The organism is Segatella oulorum F0390 (assembly GCF_000224615.1).
Taxonomy (GTDB): Bacteria; Bacteroidota; Bacteroidia; order Bacteroidales; family Bacteroidaceae; genus Prevotella; species Prevotella oulorum.
This window is the reverse complement of sequence record NZ_JH114217.1, coordinates 363,959-382,710: the sequence shown is the minus strand read 5'-3', so window position 1 is coordinate 382,710 and position 18,752 is coordinate 363,959. Positions and strand designations below refer to the sequence as shown.

Sequence of the window (18,752 nt, the reverse complement as noted above, 5' to 3'; positions counted from 1 at the left end):
ACGTTTAAAATTTATACATGGCCATCAACTGCACCTGACTTGAGCCACGATGACCATTGTTGGATGCAACCTTTGCTGCGCTGGTATAGATGGAATAGCCATAGTTGGCTTGCAGTTTGAGGTTTTTAAGAATGCAATAAGACACGCCGACCAGCACACGATCATAGTTGTTGAGTGTGGCCTTATTCACATTATCGCGATACATGTCGTAGCGCACTACAGGCAACCAATCGCCCACATGATAGGCTGCCAAGACATAAGCGCCATCTTCTTTCACGGCACTTCCTGCCTGCATGTGACCATATTCGGCACGCAAATCCAAGCCCATGGGGTCGTTATACCACGCACCTAACATGTAGCGGTTCATCCTTTTATACTTCCAGGTGCCCACGCCGCCAAGTGTTGTTTCTGAAGCATATTCACCATAGTTATAAGTTCCTTTGATGCTGATGAGCTTCGTGGGATGGAAAGTGAGGGCACCTATCACATCTTTCGACTTGTTGTTGTCGTCTTTCATCGGCATGTTTCCGTTGGATAACGACAAATCATAGTGCAGATAGTGGAACCCCTTCTCTTCGTTGGGGAACAATTCACCGCACACCATCACACCCAAGTCGCGACCATAGTCCACAAGATTGTAGGAGATGGGGTTGCGGCACACCATGCGATAGCAGATGTTAGAGAAGTCGATGGTCTCAAGAGAAGAGGGAGAACAGTCGTAATTTTCAAAGCCTAAGGGCAGATAATACTGTCCGGCACGAATCTTTACGGCATCAGAAATCTTGGCGGTTGCAAAGGCATCCATCACCTGGATGTTCTTTTGTCCGTTGCCGTTGCGCGAACCTTTAATACCATTGAAAGCTTCAATCTGCAAACGGAATGTCACATTTTTAATCACTTGCCCATCCATCAACAAACGCAAGCGCTTAGCTTGGAACGACGATGAGCCTTTTCCCTGGTCGGTATAGTTCCAACCCGTTTGCAAATAGCCCGAAATCTTAGGCATTTTTGCTAAAATCTGTTCCAACGTCGAGGGACTTTCAGTCTGCTGAACCTCAGCTGTTTCGGCCGTTTTCACATCAGTTGTTTCACTACCCGCAACAACATCGGCATGCGCCAAAGCGGGAGAAAGTGCCATCATCAAGGCACACGAAGAAATGAATTGTTTCATCATTATTGGTTTTAGTTAATATATAAATAATTGATAGAATATACTTTTTCATACCAATGGTCTGCTACAGCCCTACCCTGACTCTCATTCTTCTATAATAGCAACAGGAAGGCGAAAGACAAACGCTATTAGAAAGCGATGTTTAACAATAGAGATACTCGAAGAAACTGCCCTCGAAAGAAAGCTGTTCCAGGTATAGTGTCTAAGCCAGGTAAATGTGGTTGTATGGCGGTTATAGGCATTGTTTCCACATCTGTAGTAGGCATGGCGAAATGTTTTAGCGTTAAAAGGATAGCAATAGCTGCTGTTTTGTGCCGTAATGTGCACCATATTAGGAGACAAAGTGGGGCAAAATACAAAGAGCATTCTGCCCCCACCTTGTCTTATGCGATGTTAGAACACAAACTGTAAGCGTCCTTGTACTTGATGAACATTCTTGTCATAGGGCAAGAAGTCCTTGCTCAAACGGTGATAGGTGTAGTCGACCATCACCTGAACGAAACGATTGAAGCTGTAGTTCAAACCTAAAGTGTAGGAACGAACGGCACCACCGCCCACACTGGTTGACTTATAAGGATAGTCTTCCATGTAGCCTGAGGGATAGTATTGATTGCGACCAATAGAATAGTATTCGCCTTTGTTGCGGTCGTTCAAGCTCGTATAGTTGAAACGTCCCACCACTTCGAGCGACTTCTCGCCAAGCCCTTTCAGCACACCTTCGTTGGAATCGTAACGATAGGCCTTACCGAAAATCAAATAACCTGCCTCAAGATAGCCGCTGTGGAAGTTGTTTGCGCGCAACGGATTGGCCTCTTCCCATGCGTCAAGTGTGCCCCAGGTGTCGATGTTATCATTCGAAGCCTCGAACACTGTGCGCGAATCGCGCTTCTTGGTGACATGCTTATAGAGATATTCACCACGCACAAAGAAGTTCTGTTGATGGTATAACACCTCGGCACCTGCGTCAACCACATTGTTAGCCCATGGCAGATTGCACGACACAAACTGCTGCGTGTTGTCAACAAAGGTCTCCATCGTCTGTCCCAAATCGAGCGTTTTCTTCAGGATGTTGTTCTCAACAACACCATGTCCCACGTGCTGATAGCGAATGTTTCCACCCACAGCCAACGTAGAATTCTCCTCGGCGATGGGACGATAGAGATAACGTCCGGCCAAAACAATGCCGTTGAAACCTGCCGCTACCTTATTATATTGGTTCTCTACAGACACACCTTGATTGGCATAGAAATGGGGATTGGTGAACTTATAGGTCAACCCCAACTCACGACCTTCACCCAAAGCGTTAGTAGCCCCAGCGCGAGAGATGAAGTGATAGCTACCCAATGAGGTGATGCGTGCCATAGATGCCGCAGGATCTACGAAGTAACCCGCCTGCACTGCATGCTGATTGTCGTGGCCATCTTTCTGTGCATAGCGCACAAAGATGTTTTTTTGGCTGAATTTTCCGTCGCCAAAACCAAAGTCAGCATAGAAATACCAGTTCTGATAGCGCAACGAAGTGCGGATGCGTGCATCGGTCAATGCGGCGCCACTATGCAACGGTGTGAAGTCAGAATGGTAGTAAGCTGCATCGGCCATGAAGCGTGCGCCCACGGTAAAGTGCAAGTCTTCTTGCTCATTGTTCACCGAAATCGTTGGCTTAGAATCAAAATCTTGTGCACAAACGGATAGGGTGCAGAGTGCCATTGCAGGCAATAATAAATATTTTTTCATCGTCAATTTATTCTTTTCGTTTGTCAATTTCTATTTATCTCATTCGCCTTAATAACCCAACTGCGTGAGCACATCTTCGGCATTAGGCACAGTTGCGGGCGCTTGTGAGTTGTCATAATACTGTCCGGGATGGAAAGGATTGTTCAACTTTGCATTGCAACGGAAACCATTCTCAATCATATAGAGCAATGAAATCTCTGAACGATTGGTGAAGGAACCATCCATATACACGGGATGTGAGCTGGTTCCTTGGAAGGTTGTGTGGGTGGTTGCAGGAACAACAACATTCAAGAGGTCGTCGAACTGCGTGGGATTTGCCCCATAGAAATTCACATAATAACCCATATATTTCTTCATCTGTGCATCAGAGTCAAATGAATAGGGGTGATTGAGCATGCCCGATTTGCGGACTAAATAAGCCGACCAGGGATTATTGAGTTCGGGATAATTATTGGGAGCACCTGCAATCGAGGGGCCAATGATGTGTGCGCCATAGTCTTCGGCATACTTAATGAAGTCGGCATAGCCTGTAGGTGTGTTGTAAGCCAAGTCGGTTGGTCCTGCAGGATCGCCCGTCCAAAGCAGATAACACATGGGAATTTTTCCCTTAAACACGTTGTATGCACGACGCAAAGCATCGAAAGAGAAGGTTTGGAGAATGACTTTTCCGTTGGTGTTGCCCACATTCACCTTGCCATGCACATAGAAAGGAGTGTTGGCAGCAGCAGGTTGTGTGATGATGTTCCAACCCCAATCATTCAGGATGTTGTACACACGGATTTCAATATCCTTGGGGTTAAGCCACGATTCTTTGAACTCGGGATAGATACCGGGACGGTTTCCACGGTCAATATTGTCGTTGACATAGGCCGTAGAACCATTCTTATCGCCGAAACTATATTCCACAAAGTCCATGTATTTGCTTGCCTTGCTGCCCACAACCGATGGGTCATCGCATTTCACAGCAGCCTTTGCAGCATCATAAATCTGCTGCAAGGTCATGTTGGCATACTCACTTTTAATCTTATAGGTGAGCACACGGCGCCCGTTAGCATCGCGGTTGAGCTTTTTACCCATTGCATAATTGATTTGATCTTGCAAGGCAGAAACATACTGACCATCGGAATATATAATCTTAGGATAACCCAAACTATAGTCGATTCGGCCATTGTTACGCGCCGCAAAAGCACTGCGTTGCTGTTCTTTATTGGCATCATTAAACCATTTTCCGGCATCCAACATCAACAATTCTGCATAGTAATAAGACATGGTGTAGTTGGTGCGGAAGTCGTGTGCATCGCGCTTGTATTGGGCTTCAATATCAGCTTCGCTGAAATGTTGCGTGCCATCAGAGTTGCGGAAGCTGCGATAAAAGTCTTTACGAATCGTGGGAACCGCATCCGAGAAGATGTCTTCGATGTTGGTTGTACGACGCAAATTCTCATCATGGTTGGCCAAAACCACACCATCTTTCGTCACTTGCAAATCGCTTTCCAAATAATCGGCTCCCATTTCGCGTGCCCATCGCCAGGCAGCCTCGGTCTCTTCGGGTGCCCAGAAAGTAGAACCACGGTGTGCCACACAAGCATAAAGTGGCACATAATCGCGCACCTTTGCCATCTCATCCGAGATTTTCTGAACGTCTATGCGCTTAGCATCTGCGTTGGGGCTGGTAAATTGTTGCTCGTCTGCGCACGATGCCAAAAGCAGTGCAGCAGCGATACCGGCATAACTCAGTCGATAAAGTTTCTTCATTTTCTTGCTATTTAAGTTACTATTATATTGATTCGAGTCGTTATCAGCGTGTTCCTTGTGGAAGAAAGCTGCAGCAGTCGCTCAACACGACACCGCCTTCCCCACCCACAAGCCACGAAGATTGTTTTTTAAATACGTTGTTTTATTTCTTTTCTGCGCTGTTTTGCTTCTCAACCAAATACTGTTCCTCGCGATAGGTGAGCCCCATAAAGAGCACAGACAGGCCACAGGCTACAATCAAAAGAATGAAAGTCCAGTCCCATCCGGCAGTGTCGGCCACATAACCAATCACAATATTCGCCAACAAAGCGGTGCCAAGCACATAGCCCATGAAGCCCGTTAGGCCGGCAGCGGTGCCTGCTGCGTTCTTAGGTGCTAAGTCTAAAGCCTGCACACCAATCAACATCACGGGACCATAGATAAAGAAACCTATGGCTATCAAACAGCCTACAACGACATTTACGTTGTCAAGGTTCTGCCAATACACCACGATAGCGATAGCCACTAAGGCCATAAAGATAATCGTTGGCAAGGCTCTGCGCCCATGGAAGAAGCGATCTGACAACCAACCGCAAATGATTGTGCCGGGAATAGCCGCCATCTCATAGGCAAAATAAGCCCATCCTGCGCTCTTAATGTCTACGCCTTTATCGGTTAATATCGTGGGTGCCCAGTCCAAACATCCATAGCGAACCATATAGACAAAGGCGTTGGCAAAGGCGATATACCATAAGAATTTGTTGCCCAATACCACCTTGAATATCTCTTTGGTTGACAGCACTTCTTCGGCCTTTTCATTATAATTTTTCGAGGCAACGCCACTCCATTTTTCGATAGATGACAGCCCACACGATTGCGGTGTATCACGAATCATGAGATAAGCTACAATGGCAATGAGCACCGCTACGGCTGCAGGAAAGGCATAAGTACCAATCAAAAAGTAACGCTTTTCATCGGCTCCATAGAACCAAGAGCCAAACCACAACGCACCATATACGGCCATTGGCCCCACAAGGGCACCGCCAACGTTGTGCGCACAGTTCCAAAACGACATCCAAGTGCCACGCTCTTTAATTGAGAACCAGTGGGTCATCACACGCCCACACGGAGGCCATCCCATGCCATTAAACCATCCTACAAGGAAGTTTAGCGCAGCCATCAGCACAATAGCCAATGACTTATGCTCCGCACCAATCCATTGAATCGGCACAATCATAAACAACATTGAAATGGCAGCCATCGTCAATCCCAACGGAAGGAATGCACGTGCATTGCTCCGATCGGATATGCTGGCCATGATAAACTTAGAAAAGCCATAAGCAATAGCGTTCATAGAGAGCACTACGCCCAATTCACCTTTCTCAAAACCAAAGTCGGCCAACATCGGAATGGCCATCGAAAAGTTCTTGCGAACGATGTAAAATCCTGCATATCCAATAAAGATACCCAAGAAAACTTGCCAACGCAAACGCTTGTATTTCGCGTCGGCTTCAGGTCCAGTCTGTTCTGTTTTATAGGCTGGCGGTGTCAAAAGTCTCCACATATTATAAATTGTTTATTCGTATGTGATTGTTAAAAGAAAACCAACTTATCATGCCATCACGCTAAAACCACACACCATACACATGCCTTGCACATACCTTGGGAAGCGATTATGCAGTGAAAAGTAAAAGGCTTCAAGCGAAAGCTAAATTCAACCCATCAAAAACAGGTTATCATTACCTAATACTTACATTTCAAAATCAGTTCGCGTTCAATTCGAAACAAAGATAGGTTTTATTTCATTATATCTCTTTTATTCTTAACGTTTATTATTAGTTTTAACATTTTAGACCCGCAAATATATAATCTGACACCCTCTGTTGACCCAAAAAATGTAGAACTTCCCTTTTGAAGATGACCTTATTACTTATCCAAGCCTTGCTCACCACGCACCATGTGCTGCCACAGATGAATGGGGTGAGCACCAACTGCCCACCCCACGCTTTACACCTAAGTCCTTGCCTTGCCTCAAGGTCGAGCAAGTTTGCTGCTACATCAAAGCCCAATATCCCTTTATGCGGTGCTCCCATGCACGCTATTGTGCATTGCATTTTCTCGTTTCTTCCACATCAATCGCGTCAGCCAAGATGCTAATGGGATTTTTTACCAAGTGCGAAGTCGACATTTCTATCTGCCATTTGCACGTCTCACACTCCGTAGCCACATAGTCAGGATTGACGGCTTCAATCTGTTTAAAGAGACTCGAACCAATCTTTTGCGAGCGTTCATAGTTCTCTTTCTTAAAGCCATAGGTGCCTGCGATGCCACAACACTGACTCTCTAACATCATAAAATCGATGCCCGGAATCATCTGCAGCAAACGAACAGAATAAGGAACCCAGCCCATTCGTTCCATGTGACAGGCGGTGTGGTAGGCAATTTTCTCTTTGAAATCCTTGCGAAAGACAAGTTTAATCTCTCCGGCATCCACCTTTTGGCAGAGCCAACGCAAGGCCAACATCAAATGATCGCGCACGTCGGCATTGTCGATGTGCAACAAATGTTGGTATTCATCGCGCATGGTGAGCGTACAAGTAGAGCTCACCGTGAGCACAGGTTCATCGCGCTTCACAGCTTCGCGCATCGCGTTTATATTCACTTCGCCCTGCTTTTTGGCCTGCCCCGATAGCCCATTGGCAATCAACGCCACACCGCAACATTTCTCTTTCGACAACAAACGCACCCCATAACCGCAGGCATTCATCAACTTCACCAAATCCTTACTCAACTGAGGATAGTTGTAATTGGCATAACACCCATGGGAAAAGGTCACAAACCGATGATACTGTTCTTGCTCGTGAGCATGCTTCTTATACCATTGTTCAAAGGTTTGGAAAGCATAAGAGGGGAACGTGCGATGCTTGTCAATGCCCATCACGCTGTGCAGCACCGCTTTCATGGGCTTCAATCCCAAAGCAAAATTGGTTAAAGGTGCAAAAGTATGTGCCAGCGTCCCCACGAAATCGGTATTGGCTAACATGCGATCGCGCAGGCTGGGCGTGTGCGTACTGTAATCGATTCGCGCCGCTTGAATGAGGTCTCCCACCAGCACATGCTCGGGACAAGCCACCTCACAACGCTTGCAATTCAAGCATAATTTCAGGGCTTCATTAAAATATTCCGCACCTTTTAAGCGGTAACGCTCCTGATCGGGACCCGCTTGTTTGGGGCCGAGATATTGAGGTTCCACGGCCGACACAGGGCAATAAACCGTACAGATGGAGCATTTCAGGCACTGCTCAAAATTCAATTTGCTTTTGCTTTCTATTTGTGTAGCTTCTACCATCGCTTTTATTTCTTTAGAATGTTGTGGGCAACTTGCAATGCGGTGAGCATAGAGACACCCGTACCATCGGCCAATTTGAATGCATTATGACCGCTAAGAATAGAGCCTGCCGCATATAAATTGGTTTGAACGCGTCCCTCGCGGCTCACTAAAAATTGAGAATCGGTGTGCACACCAAACTTCATATAGGGCTGTTCGTCATAGACATAGGCCGCAGTCCAGGTCGAACGATCCTGCACGGCATCAACATCGGCGTGGAAAATAGGCTCATAGACTTCGTTGTAATTGCTCTGTAAACCACGACTCTGGAATGAACCCGAAGCCAAAACGAAATCGTCGGCATAGAGTTTCTCCTCAACCATCTTCTCGGTCTGTACGGCTACGAGACGATTGTCCTTGAAAACACCTGCACAAACCGTGTCGCTCAGCACATACAAACCACCTAACTGCTGGAAATATTGACGCAACTTGGTTTGAATATGTACGCCCGGAACTGAGGGCGGCATGGTGGCAACATAGTGCAACGCATGCCGAACATGCTGCTGAAGGTGCGCTCTGGCAGCGTCATCGGCTAAGCCTAACACCGACGGAAGCAGCAACACCTCGCCTTGAATGGAGAGGGCATTGAGTGCCTGTGCCACCTCTTCTAACCCCGTTTCATCGGCCAACACCTTTGCAATGTTTGTAGCCCGCATCTCAGAAGGACTCTTTCGTGCTTCCTCCAACGCTTTCGTTGTGAAAGTTTGCACATCAACCGCCACGCCCATGCGCTGCAAGTTGGCACTCAAAAAAGCTACGGGCATATCTAAGAAACCGGCGATGTTGGCAATGGTTACACGCTTCCAAGGCAACGTTTCGGGCGTTGTACTTTGCACGAGTCCGTCCATCGTGAGCCAAGCGGGTTTGTTGATGCCGATGGGTGAAAGCCGATAGTGATTGGCTTCTGCACTGCCTTTCATCACAAGGCCTGCCGCATTGAGCAGCAATTTAGCCTCTTTTGCCAAGCAATCTATTGCATTTAGCTTGTGAAAAGGGTGCATATTACTGAGTAAAGGGATAGCTTTTAAGGGCGCATCCACCAAGTCCCCGTTTTCGTCATAGCCCAACAACTCGAGCGAACCCGAATTGAAATGCAACGTGCTTTGCCCTGCATTGATAATGGCAACACGTTGCTTTTGCTGGGCTAAAGCAATGCCACAGGTGAGCCCTGACAACCCACCACCGATGATAATTGTATCAAATTTCATTTCGCAACCTCCTTCTTTTCGTCTGCCACCCGATTAAATCCGCAAAGACTTTCATAAATCATGCCCGTGAGTTGTGCCTCGTTCAGCGTGTCACCCCACGCCACAGGGCGCATGCCTTTCCACCGTTCGGCCATGAAAGCCGTTAAATCCTGCATGCCTTTCTGCGCGGGAGTGTCGGCCACTTCGCACAACACATTGGCACCACGGCAGGCACATAGTTCGCCTTGGCAAGTGCCCATGCCGAGCCGTGTGCGGCGACGTAAATTAATAATATGGTGTACATGCAACTGCTCCACAGCAAATTTCACTTCGCCGACGGTCACATTCTCGCACTCACAAACCAAGGCTTTGTCTTCAATGGCTTGCTGACGAATGCTCGAAGTCATCGTGCCATGCCGCCCTTCCATCACCCGTTGACTATATTCATAGCTCGTCTTGCTGGTCTTTTCGGTGAGCACCGAGGTCTCAGAGCCGGGCAATGGGGTGGTAGCTGTTTCGCATTTCTTGTCGATGCCCAACTTTTTGCAGGCCAAATCGGTAGCCAACTCGGCCATCATGCGGTAGGTCATCATCTTGCCTCCCGTGATGGTGATGAAGCCTTTGAGGCCATCGCGCGTCTCATGGTCGAGCAAAACGATGCCACGACTGATGCTTCTTCCCGACGGATCGTTGTCGGCTGCCACCAAAGGACGCACACCCGTGTAAGCGCGAAGAATGCGCGTTGATGCCAAAGCGGGTGCCAACTTCTCGCCCTCCTTAATCAAAATGTCCACCTCTTCGGGCGTCACTTGCAGGTCGTCAACCGTTTCAAAAGGCACGCGATCACTGGTGGTTCCAATGACACAAACAGTATCATCGGGCACAAGAATATCGGCATTGGCGGGCTTTCGGCAACGGTTGATCACCATTTGGTTGACCCGATGGCCAAAAATGAGCAGCGTACCTTTCGCCGGGAACATGTTAACACCCACGCCAGCCATGACAGAAAGCTGATGACCCCAGATGCCGGCGGCATTGATAACGAGCTGAGCACGTTGCTCAAACGTTTCACCTGTGAGGTTATTGCGCAACCGAACACCCTTCATTTCGCCATTCTCCACCACGAAACCCACCACTTCATGATAGGTCAAAGCATCGGCACCATGGCGACGGGCATCAAGCACATTGGCCACAGTGAGGCGGAAAGGGTCGATGGAAGCATCAGGGACACGCACGGCACCCGTGAGTGAAGGGTTGACCGAAGGTTCGATGCGGCGTGCCTCTTCGGGCGAGATGATGTCGGCACGAATGCCGGCTTCTTGGCAAGCGGCTACAAACGTGGCCTGATAATTGAGGTCGTCTTCGGGTAGCGTAATAAACAAACCGTCGGTCTCATCCACACAATGTCGGGCGATTTTCCGCAGAATCATGTTCTCAACAATGCACTCTCTTGCCGACTCTTTATCGGTAACAGCATAGCGGGCACCACTATGAAGCAAACCATGATTGCGGCCGGTTGCACCATTGGTGAAGTCAAATTTTTCGACCAGCAGCACCTTTAATCCCCGCATCGCACAATCTCTTGCCGTGCCTGCGCCGGTAATTCCGCCACCAATCACAATGACATCATAAGTTTGTTCTCTATTCTTTTTCATTGAATGACATTTTTATGCTTACCCGAAAAAATATTGCGTTGCAAAAATATTCGAAGCGTTTAAACTTGCAAAACGAAACGTTCTTGCGTTCTTTCGAAGCAAAGATAGCTTTTATTTGGTTGCATAGACACTTTTATTATTATTATTTAACGAAATAATTTCTGCCATGGGGTGCGCTTCTCTGTATTCACCCGTCACACAATCCTTTTTTGTTAAGGTTTTGTTAAACACTTCGGTTTGAAACCATTCTTTCGGGAAAAGTGCTATTTTTGTGAGGAAAATAAAAACCAAAAGCTGTTCTTGACATGACAAAAGAGGAAAGACATAACGCCATTTTGGAGCAACTGCTCAAAACAGATGCCATTTTAGTGTCCGACTTATCCGACCGTTTGCAAGTCTCTTCGGTCACCATTCGCAAAGATTTAACCGATTTGGAAAAGGCAGGGAAGCTCTATCGCAGCCACGGAAAAGCCATTGCCATCAACCCTTTTGCCGGCAATCGCACCGTGAACGAGAAAGAAAAGCTCTATCCCGAAGAGAAATATAACATCGGAATGGAGGCGGCAAAGTTTATCGAGCCCAACGATTCGATTATCCTTGCATCGGGAACCACCATCCATGCCTTTGCCCATTGCATCAAACCCGCCCATAAACTCACGGTGGTTTCGGCATCACTTCAGGCCTCCATCGCCCTCTCACAGGAGGACAATATCGACATCATTCAGTTGGGAGGCATGCTGCGTCACAGCAGCGAATCGGTGGTGGGCGAATACAGTGAAAGCATTTTGGCGGGCTGTTCGTTCAGCAAATTGTTTATGGGTGTCGACGGCATCGACCTCGATTTCGGCTTCACCACGACCGACATGCGCGAGGCTCACCTTAACCAACAGATGATGAAGGCCGCACAAAAAACCATCGTTCTGGCCGACGCATCGAAGTTTGGCCGACGTGGATTTGCCAAGATCAGCAACATGGAGGACGTGGATGTCATCATTACCGACGCGCACATCAAGGCGATGGACAAGCTGCGCATCGAAGAAATGGGCATCGAACTGGTGATTGTGGGCGCAGAAGCGTAGAGGCAACGCCACGAAATCCACCGCAAACGAAAATTCCTTCTCACCGACACCGATCATCACGGGGTGAGAAGGAATCTTTGTTTGCGCACAATTTCCATCAAGTATTCACTCATCAGGCCACGGAAACGGTTTCCCTGTGGCCGCAGAACACGGGCGCTGTGCCTGCATGTCGCGCAACCGTTTGCCCAAAAGCGCAGCCAATTCGCGCACCTTTTGGGGTTGTTGAGCAGCCAAATCGTGCTGTTCGCCCACGTCGTCGGGCAGATGATAAAGCTCCTTTCGACCAGTCTTATAATGATAAATGAGTTTCCATTCGCCCAGCCGAATGGCGCAATTCAAGTTAATGCCTGCCCCTTTGCCATCCCAGATATTCGGAAAATTCCATACCAACGGGCGCACCCTCGTTGGCTTTTGCGGCGCACACAGCAGCGGAACGAGCGATTGTCCGTCGAGCGTTTGCGGCACCTTTGCCTGTCGAATGCCCGCCATTTCGAGCAGCGTGGGATAAAGATCCTCGATGATGATGGGCGTTTTGTTGCGCGTGTTAGCAGCCACTTTGCCCGGCCACCGCACGATGAACGGCACCCGAATGCCACCCTCATACAACGACCCTTTACCACTTTTGAGCGGCGCATTTTGCGTGTCGGGCGGGCCTTCGCGCCACGCTTGCGACGCCGCCAGCCCACCATTGTCGCTCATGAAGATGAGAATGGTGCGCTCGGCCTCACCATTCGCATCCAACCAGCGCATCACATCGCCCAAACTCTTGTCCATCCCCGCAATCAACGCCGCATAAGCCGCCGCCTTGTCAGACAGCCCTTTGCGCACATATTGCGGATAAAAGCGCATGTCCTTGTCGATGGGAATGTGCAAAGCATAGTGCGACAGATACAAATAAAACGGCTGCCCATAGCGTTTTGCCTTGTCCAACGCCCGCAAAGCCTCCTGCGTCAGCGCCTCGGTGGCAAACGTTCCCGTGCCCCAATAGCGCTCCAAACCGGGGATGGCGTTGAGCGCCAAAGGCCGTCCGTCGCGCGAATGACCATAGTTTCGTTCACTCAGATAGGTCGCCAAACCGCCCGCGGCACTGCCTGTGATGTTGACTTCGAAACCAAAATGGCACGGATTTTCGCCCGGTGTGTCTATCGCTCCCCAATGCGCTTTGCCGCAATGAATGGTGTGGTAGCCCGCATGCTTCAGCAGTTGTACAAACGAAAGGGCCTGCGTCGTGCGCTCCATCCCGCCACACTGTGCAATGCCGTTGCAATTCCAATCGGGCAAGACCACGCCCGCCTCCTGCCCATCCGTCGGCTTGTCGCGCTGCAAAGTCCAGTTGGTCACCCTGTGCCGCGCCATGTTCATGCCCGTCATCAAGCTGCACCGCGACGGCGAACTCACCGGAGCTGCATAGGCATCGGTAAACAACATGCCCGACTGGGCCAAACGTTCCATGTTGGGCGTGTCGTACATACGGTTGTAATCCGTTACTACCTCCGCGAAAGGCACCGACGTGTCCTGCCACCCCATGTCGTCCACCATGAACAAAATAATATTGGGTCGGCGCTCCTCGTGCTGTGCATAGAGCGGCCCTATGCCCGCCAAAGCCATGCCTACCACTACACTCATTCGTTGTTTCTTCATTTCATCACCATTTAGAACCTCGCAAAGATAAGCAAAAGAAACGAATTGCGCCCGATTCAGCCCATGGAAAATGCCGTGCAAATGAACGCATATATCCACGCGTAATCCACCCAAACGCCACCAACCGGCCACACGTAATCCAGCCAAACGAAACCGTAGGGGCAAACATCCACGCGCAATTCTCTCAAGCAAAACGCGTAGGGGCGGCGCCTATGTGCCCGCCCGAACGTCCGCGTAACGGCGTTTCCATACCAAAAACACACGCATGGTGTGCGGGGTATTGAACGATGGATGCGCCCTTACTGGGCGACACGGGCGGGCACACAGGCACTGCCCCTACCCATCTCCATCATATTTTTCCACGCAATTCCATACAAACAAAATAACCATTTACATGCAATCCGCCCCTACCCATCTCCATCAAACCACGCGGTGTGCCCATACCCCATCGGGGTTATACTTTCGATAGCGCAGGGTTGGCGAGTGCAACGCAGCCTACCCTGGGTAACAATGCAAGCGAGGAGGCTACCCCCTTGGGGGTTGTACTTTTTCTCATCGCACATCATTACCACACGCGGCGAATGGATTATTCGCGAATGATTTCCTCATACGAAAATTGATTTTAAAAAGTACAATGCCGATGGCATAGGTTCCCCTCCACGACTTTGCCCAGGGTAGCCTCCTATCGTCGGCAACCCTGGGCTGGCAAAAGTACAACACCGGTGGTGTTGGTTCATGTGCACCGTTTTCCCAACAAACAAAACCACACACGCAATCCACCCAAACGAAACCAACTGTCCACACACAATCTACCCAAACGACGCCAACCGTCCATGCGTAATCCATCCAAACGAAACCGTAGGGGCGGGCACACAGGCACCGCCCCTACCAATCTCCACCATATTTTTCCACGCAATCCCATACAAACCAAATAACCATTTACGCGCAATCCACCCTAACGAAATCAACCGCCCACGCGTAATCTGCCCAAACGAAACTGTAGGGGCGGTGCCTGTGTGCCCGCCCGAACGTTCGCGCAGCGGCGTTTCCATACCAAAAAATACACGCATTGTGCGCGGGGATTTTAACGATGGATGCGCCCTTGCAGGGCGACACGGGCAGGCACACAGGCACCGCCCCTACCCATCTCCATCATATTTTTCCACGCAATCCCATGCAAACAAAATAACCATTTATGCGCAATCCCCAAAACGGCATCAACCGTCCACGCGCAATCCACCCAAACGAAACCGTAGGGGCAAACATCCACGCGCAATTCTCTCAAGCAAAACGCGTAGGGGCGGCGCCTGTGTGCCCGCCCGAATGTTTGAGCAGTGGCGTTTTCATGCCAAAAATACACACATTGTGCGCGGGGATTTTAACGATGGATGCGCCCTTGTGGGGCGACACGGGCGGGCACACAGGCACCGCCCCTACCAAACTCCGTTATACATTTACACACACAACACTCGGGGGCGGAAATGCATCGCGCACTCCCGCCCCCATAACTTAAAATAAAAAAGTGTGTGTATCGTTATGATTTCGGCGTCACCGCGGATAACGTTATTCGTTTTAAACAAGTTATTCTTTCGGTGTCCCGTGGATGACATCATTTATTCTAAAACAAGTTATTCTTTCGGTGTCACCGTGGCTGAACCTTGGCCACTGCCGCCGGGTTTGTTCCCACTGGGCTTGCCCGAACCATTGCCACCGTCGCCCGGCTTTGCAGCATCACCGCCCGGCTTTTTGCCATCGGGCTTCTTGCCGCCGTCACCCGGCTTTTTGCCCTCTCCGGGTTTTCCACCGTCGCCGGGCTGCTTGCCGCCGTCCTTTTTCTTCGCCTTGGGCAGCACCTCCTGCTTGTAGTGCTTCACCTGCTCGTTCATCTTGCTGATGAAATCGGCATAATCGGCCTCGCCCTCGACCACCGCCAAGGCATTCACCTTTTGCACCAATGCGCGATAGGCTTCGTCGGAGGCGTGTTGCGCCTGCTTCAACTGACCCACAATCTGCACCGCACGGTCGTTGGCACGCGCCCGCGTCACCTCGCGTAGCTTGTCGTTGGCCTGCTTCATGGCCTGCACCACGGGCGTCAAAGCCAGGGCCGTGACGTCGGCAGCCGATTTCGTTTCCAAATCGCTGATGAGGTTGAGTAACAGGCCCGTCTCGCGGTCCAACTGCATCTTGGGGTCGATGTTGTAATCCTTCAGCAACCGTTCCAACCGCTGAGCGGCCTTCACCTGCTCGGCATCAGGATGGTTCAGGAAAAACTTGATGGCCTTGCGCAGCGCCTTGTAGTGCTTGTCGCGCTCCGTATCGAGCGTTTTGATTTCTCCGCTCAGCAGGTTGGCTTTCGACAGTGCCAGCGCATCGTCCTCGGCCTTCAATGCCGTTTGCAAGGCCGTCAACTCGGCTGTCACCTTTGTTTTTACTTTGGCATCGGCCGTGGCGAGCCCCACCGTGTCGGTGATGAACAAAAAATGGGCGCCACTTTTCATGTCCTTCAATTTAATTGCTTCAATCTGTTTCATTGTAACTTTATTTTTAAGAATAATATCATGATTTAATGGATAAAATCGAAAATCCCCCCAGGGACTAACCCGTTTCCGTTCGGGAATTGCAAATCCCCCTGGGGACTAACTCGTTTCCGTTTGGAAATTGAAAATCCCCCCGGGGACTAACCCGTTTCCGTTTGGGAATTGCAAATCCCCCCGGGGACTAACCCGTTTCCGTTCGGGAATTGAAAAATCCCCTGGGGACTAACCCGTTTCCGTTCGGGAATTGCAAATCCCCCCGGGGACTAACCCGTTTCTGTTTGGGAATTGCAAATCCCCCCGGGGGCTAACCCGTTTTCGTTCGGGAATTGCAAATCCCCCTGGGGATTTATCTTTTTCCATTGAACGCGATGCAAACATCTGCATGATGTGGCCACGAATCTCTCCCAGCCTTCGCATTTAATATTTGATAAAAGCACGAGCCTTAAAATCTATATTCTGATCCCAATTAGTCCACGTACTGCGACCATTGTCTGAGAATGCGGAAAAAATTTCATAGTTCTTCCCTGGCATACTTCCCATACCACCTGGTCCTGTTACGTATGTAAAAGCAACATATTGCGTACTTATAGCCCGAAAAGCATTACCAATCTCCATTCCACCTACATGCGTGAGGCCGAAATCTAAAGCTGCCGAAGCAATGTAGTAGTCATAATACTGAGAATACTTTTCTATAAAACCTAAGGCTTTCATCGCTAAAAAATATTCACCAGCACTGGGGAGATACCAATTACCAGCACCCGCTCCGGAAAGAGTGATGCCTGCAGCAGTCAGTTCATCGCGATAATGAGCCGCCTTATAGAACACAGGATAGAGGGTGGGTTCATTGGCCTTGACCCTACCATCATAACTGCTCGCACCGTCCCAGGTACAGTTATAACCATCCATGTCAGCCAGCATCTGTTCTTTCTCTGCATCCGTAGGCTGCCATAGCGTTCCATTGCCATAAACCTTTTTGTTGCCCGGCTGCTGATTGTGATGAATTGTTGTCCATGCAAACTGTTGCCCATTTCCTATGTCATTCAAGGATATTGCCAATCGTCGGCTTTGGCTCACCACCATGCCGATGGGCACTTTTGGCGTGGCAAGCACATTGCCCTGCTTGTCGCGATAAAGGGGTGTGCCATCGGCTTTCTTAAGCAGTGTATAAGGTGTGGAACTGAGAAAATCTACATCGCCGTTGCTCATCAGATAAAGATAGTTGGGGCGCAGCTTCACGTTGATGATATACGATTTGTTGTTGCCCATCACCACAGCAGGATCGGGCGACAAGGGCACGCCGGCATGGTGCTGTGCAAGATTAATGTTATAAATCTGCCCTCCGTCCATAACGAGTTTCAACTTCGAAGCATCGGTCGTCGGCAAAAAATAGCAATATTCATTGCTGGTGCTTTGATAATTGATCTCATCGTTTTGATGAGGCCAAACAGCTTGTTTCCATCCTTCAGAAGCGGAAAAGGTGTAGTTGCCACTCATGGCACCATTGGTGTAGCCCGTCCAGCTATCGGCAACGGCATCGTAGACCACTTGGTTGGGAACAGAGGTGGCATTGACCGATGAGAGCGTGGCGGCCATGGCGGGATAGGGCATGTAGCCGGTGAGCTTGATTTTCATGCGGGCACCAAGGTGCTTGAGGTTGAACACCACTTCTTGGGTTTCTAACTGCGAGGTGATGACCACACCGGTGGTGCGGCCAATCTGCGCATTGCTCATGTTGGAACGGTCGACGATGAACGTGTTGCCGCTGCGGGTTAAATCGCTATAGAGCACAAAGTCGTAGGTGCCGGGGGCTAACACCATGGGGGTGCCCGTGACATAGAACTCGCCGTTGTTGACGGTGCCGGTGACTTCGCCTTTCAGCGTGGAGCCTTGATAGGCCAGCATGGTGTAGGTGCCATTGGACAAGGCGCGTGTGGTGGCGCGGTCGGTCTTGGTGGTATCGCGCTGAATAGACACTTCGGCCAAGAGGTTGTTGTCGAGGTCGATCACCTGTTTGCTGAGCGTGTCGGGCGCAAGGGCGCGCGTGCCCTGCACTTCTTCGTCCGTGTTATAGTCTTCGAAATTCACTTTGAAAGTGATTTGCTTTGACGTGTTCACTTTGCCGTCGGGTTGGTTGTCCAACTCGCTGTGGCAGGCCGACAACGCAAAAACGGCTGCGGCCATTGCTGCTAATCTTGTTATTTTCGTTATCTTCATTTGATTTTTCCTTTCTTTTGAATTGATGAAACGTGCTTTCCGTTGCCGCGATCAGGGTGCGATGGTGCTTTCGTCGCCAACGAGAATGGTTCCGCCCTCTGATTCTTCGTCGTTATCCCACTGCGTGGTCGTCGACCCTTTAGGGTGGGGCGTTACGCTACCACAAATGAGCTGCTCGGTTTGCATTACATAAACCTTGCTTTCCGGAGTTATGTAAACTCGTTTTGCTTTTTTCTTCATTTTCTTGTTCTGTTTAAATGATTATATTTACTACTATTGATTTCTTGCTTCATGCGTTCGCCTACACACACGAAAAAGCATCTGCAAAGAGCTTTGAAAGCTCCTTGCAGATGCTTGAAACGGCGAACCGACACCCGCGCCGGGCGCACCGCTATCGCCTTAGTACAGAGAC

14 protein-coding genes are annotated in these 18,752 nt (G+C 49.6%); 2 read left to right on the top strand and 12 right to left on the bottom strand.

The annotated features are described in order from the left end of the window. Positions 1-4: 4 nt before the first annotated feature. From HMPREF9431_RS10780 to glpA, 7 genes are all read right to left on the bottom strand, one after another. Positions 5-1,174, bottom strand: a complete 1,170-nt coding sequence (locus tag HMPREF9431_RS10780) for a porin (protein ID WP_004381330.1) — start codon at positions 1,172-1,174, stop codon at positions 5-7. A gap of 390 nt (positions 1,175-1,564) precedes the next feature. Beyond that, entirely contained in the window at positions 1,565-2,905 is a 1,341-nt protein-coding gene (locus HMPREF9431_RS10775; protein ID WP_004381329.1) for a porin family protein, read from the bottom strand. A 48-nt stretch (positions 2,906-2,953) separates the two neighbouring features. Beyond that, entirely contained in the window at positions 2,954-4,660 is a 1,707-nt protein-coding gene (locus HMPREF9431_RS10770) for a glycerophosphodiester phosphodiesterase family protein (protein WP_004381328.1), read from the bottom strand. Positions 4,661-4,802: 142 nt separating this feature from the next. Next, positions 4,803-6,203: a phosphoglycerate transporter protein PgtP gene (gene pgtP, locus HMPREF9431_RS10765; RefSeq protein ID WP_004381327.1), complete on the bottom strand. Its 1,401-nt coding sequence runs from the start codon at positions 6,201-6,203 to the stop codon at positions 4,803-4,805. Positions 6,204-6,737: 534 nt separating this feature from the next. Continuing rightward, positions 6,738-7,988: an anaerobic glycerol-3-phosphate dehydrogenase subunit GlpC gene (glpC, locus tag HMPREF9431_RS10755; protein ID WP_004381326.1), complete on the bottom strand. Its 1,251-nt coding sequence runs from the start codon at positions 7,986-7,988 to the stop codon at positions 6,738-6,740. A gap of 5 nt (positions 7,989-7,993) precedes the next feature. Further along, on the bottom strand, positions 7,994-9,235 hold the full coding sequence (glpB, locus tag HMPREF9431_RS10750) for a glycerol-3-phosphate dehydrogenase subunit GlpB (RefSeq protein WP_004381325.1): 1,242 nt from the start codon (positions 9,233-9,235) through the stop codon (positions 7,994-7,996). Continuing rightward, the gene (gene glpA / locus HMPREF9431_RS10745; protein ID WP_004381324.1) at positions 9,232-10,869 is read right to left on the bottom strand and encodes an anaerobic glycerol-3-phosphate dehydrogenase subunit A; all 1,638 of its coding nucleotides are present in this window, start codon (positions 10,867-10,869) and stop codon (positions 9,232-9,234) included. Before glpA ends, glpB begins: the two co-directional genes overlap by 4 nt. A gap of 305 nt (positions 10,870-11,174) precedes the next feature. Here glpA and HMPREF9431_RS10740 point away from each other — a divergent pair, with 305 nt between their 5' ends. Then, positions 11,175-11,948 (top strand): DeoR/GlpR family DNA-binding transcription regulator, encoded by a 774-nt coding sequence (locus tag HMPREF9431_RS10740; protein WP_004381323.1) that lies wholly within the window; start codon positions 11,175-11,177, stop codon positions 11,946-11,948. A gap of 105 nt (positions 11,949-12,053) precedes the next feature. Here the strand turns inward: HMPREF9431_RS10740 and HMPREF9431_RS10735 are convergent, their stop codons facing one another. Continuing rightward, entirely contained in the window at positions 12,054-13,589 is a 1,536-nt protein-coding gene (locus HMPREF9431_RS10735; RefSeq protein ID WP_004381322.1) for a sulfatase, read from the bottom strand. Positions 13,590-14,398: 809 nt separating this feature from the next. Then, on the bottom strand, positions 14,399-14,641 hold the full coding sequence (locus tag HMPREF9431_RS10730; protein WP_040561592.1) for a hypothetical protein: 243 nt from the start codon (positions 14,639-14,641) through the stop codon (positions 14,399-14,401). Positions 14,642-14,973: 332 nt separating this feature from the next. Between HMPREF9431_RS10730 and HMPREF9431_RS13650 the strand changes: the two genes are divergently transcribed. Next, positions 14,974-15,102: a hypothetical protein gene (locus tag HMPREF9431_RS13650; RefSeq protein ID WP_262502411.1), complete on the top strand. Its 129-nt coding sequence runs from the start codon at positions 14,974-14,976 to the stop codon at positions 15,100-15,102. Positions 15,103-15,217: 115 nt separating this feature from the next. Here the strand turns inward: HMPREF9431_RS13650 and HMPREF9431_RS10720 are convergent, their stop codons facing one another. The 3 genes from HMPREF9431_RS10720 to HMPREF9431_RS10710 all read right to left on the bottom strand — a co-directional run bounded on the left by HMPREF9431_RS10720 (position 15,218) and on the right by HMPREF9431_RS10710 (position 18,580). Beyond that, complete coding sequence (locus HMPREF9431_RS10720; protein ID WP_004381318.1) at positions 15,218-16,120, bottom strand: DUF6261 family protein; 903 nt, start codon at positions 16,118-16,120, stop codon at positions 15,218-15,220. A gap of 423 nt (positions 16,121-16,543) precedes the next feature. Then, complete coding sequence (locus HMPREF9431_RS10715) at positions 16,544-18,340, bottom strand: hypothetical protein (protein ID WP_155813020.1); 1,797 nt, start codon at positions 18,338-18,340, stop codon at positions 16,544-16,546. Between the two features lie 51 nt (positions 18,341-18,391). Next, a complete protein-coding gene (locus tag HMPREF9431_RS10710) occupies positions 18,392-18,580 on the bottom strand; it encodes a hypothetical protein (RefSeq protein ID WP_004381316.1) in 189 nt (62 codons plus the stop codon). Positions 18,581-18,752: the final 172 nt, after the last annotated feature.

Excerpts from the sequence above, each read along its gene's own strand:
- HMPREF9431_RS10780 (WP_004381330.1), bottom strand. The coding sequence starts at position 1,174 with ATGATGAAACAATTCATTTCTTCGTGTGCCTTGATGATGGCACTTTCT.
- HMPREF9431_RS10775 (WP_004381329.1), bottom strand. The coding sequence starts at position 2,905 with ATGAAAAAATATTTATTATTGCCTGCAATGGCACTCTGCACCCTATCC.
- HMPREF9431_RS10770 (WP_004381328.1), bottom strand. The coding sequence starts at position 4,660 with ATGAAGAAACTTTATCGACTGAGTTATGCCGGTATCGCTGCTGCACTG.
- pgtP (WP_004381327.1), bottom strand. The coding sequence starts at position 6,203 with ATGTGGAGACTTTTGACACCGCCAGCCTATAAAACAGAACAGACTGGA.
- glpC (WP_004381326.1), bottom strand. The coding sequence starts at position 7,988 with ATGGTAGAAGCTACACAAATAGAAAGCAAAAGCAAATTGAATTTTGAG.
- glpB (WP_004381325.1), bottom strand. The coding sequence starts at position 9,235 with ATGAAATTTGATACAATTATCATCGGTGGTGGGTTGTCAGGGCTCACC.
- glpA (WP_004381324.1), bottom strand. The coding sequence starts at position 10,869 with ATGAAAAAGAATAGAGAACAAACTTATGATGTCATTGTGATTGGTGGC.
- HMPREF9431_RS10740 (WP_004381323.1), top strand. The coding sequence starts at position 11,175 with ATGACAAAAGAGGAAAGACATAACGCCATTTTGGAGCAACTGCTCAAA.
- HMPREF9431_RS10735 (WP_004381322.1), bottom strand. The coding sequence starts at position 13,589 with ATGAAGAAACAACGAATGAGTGTAGTGGTAGGCATGGCTTTGGCGGGC.
- HMPREF9431_RS10730 (WP_040561592.1), bottom strand. The coding sequence starts at position 14,641 with ATGGAAACGCCGCTGCGCGAACGTTCGGGCGGGCACACAGGCACCGCC.
- HMPREF9431_RS13650 (WP_262502411.1), top strand. The coding sequence starts at position 14,974 with ATGGATGCGCCCTTGTGGGGCGACACGGGCGGGCACACAGGCACCGCC.
- HMPREF9431_RS10720 (WP_004381318.1), bottom strand. The coding sequence starts at position 16,120 with ATGAAACAGATTGAAGCAATTAAATTGAAGGACATGAAAAGTGGCGCC.
- HMPREF9431_RS10715 (WP_155813020.1), bottom strand. The coding sequence starts at position 18,340 with ATGAAGATAACGAAAATAACAAGATTAGCAGCAATGGCCGCAGCCGTT.
- HMPREF9431_RS10710 (WP_004381316.1), bottom strand. The coding sequence starts at position 18,580 with ATGAAGAAAAAAGCAAAACGAGTTTACATAACTCCGGAAAGCAAGGTT.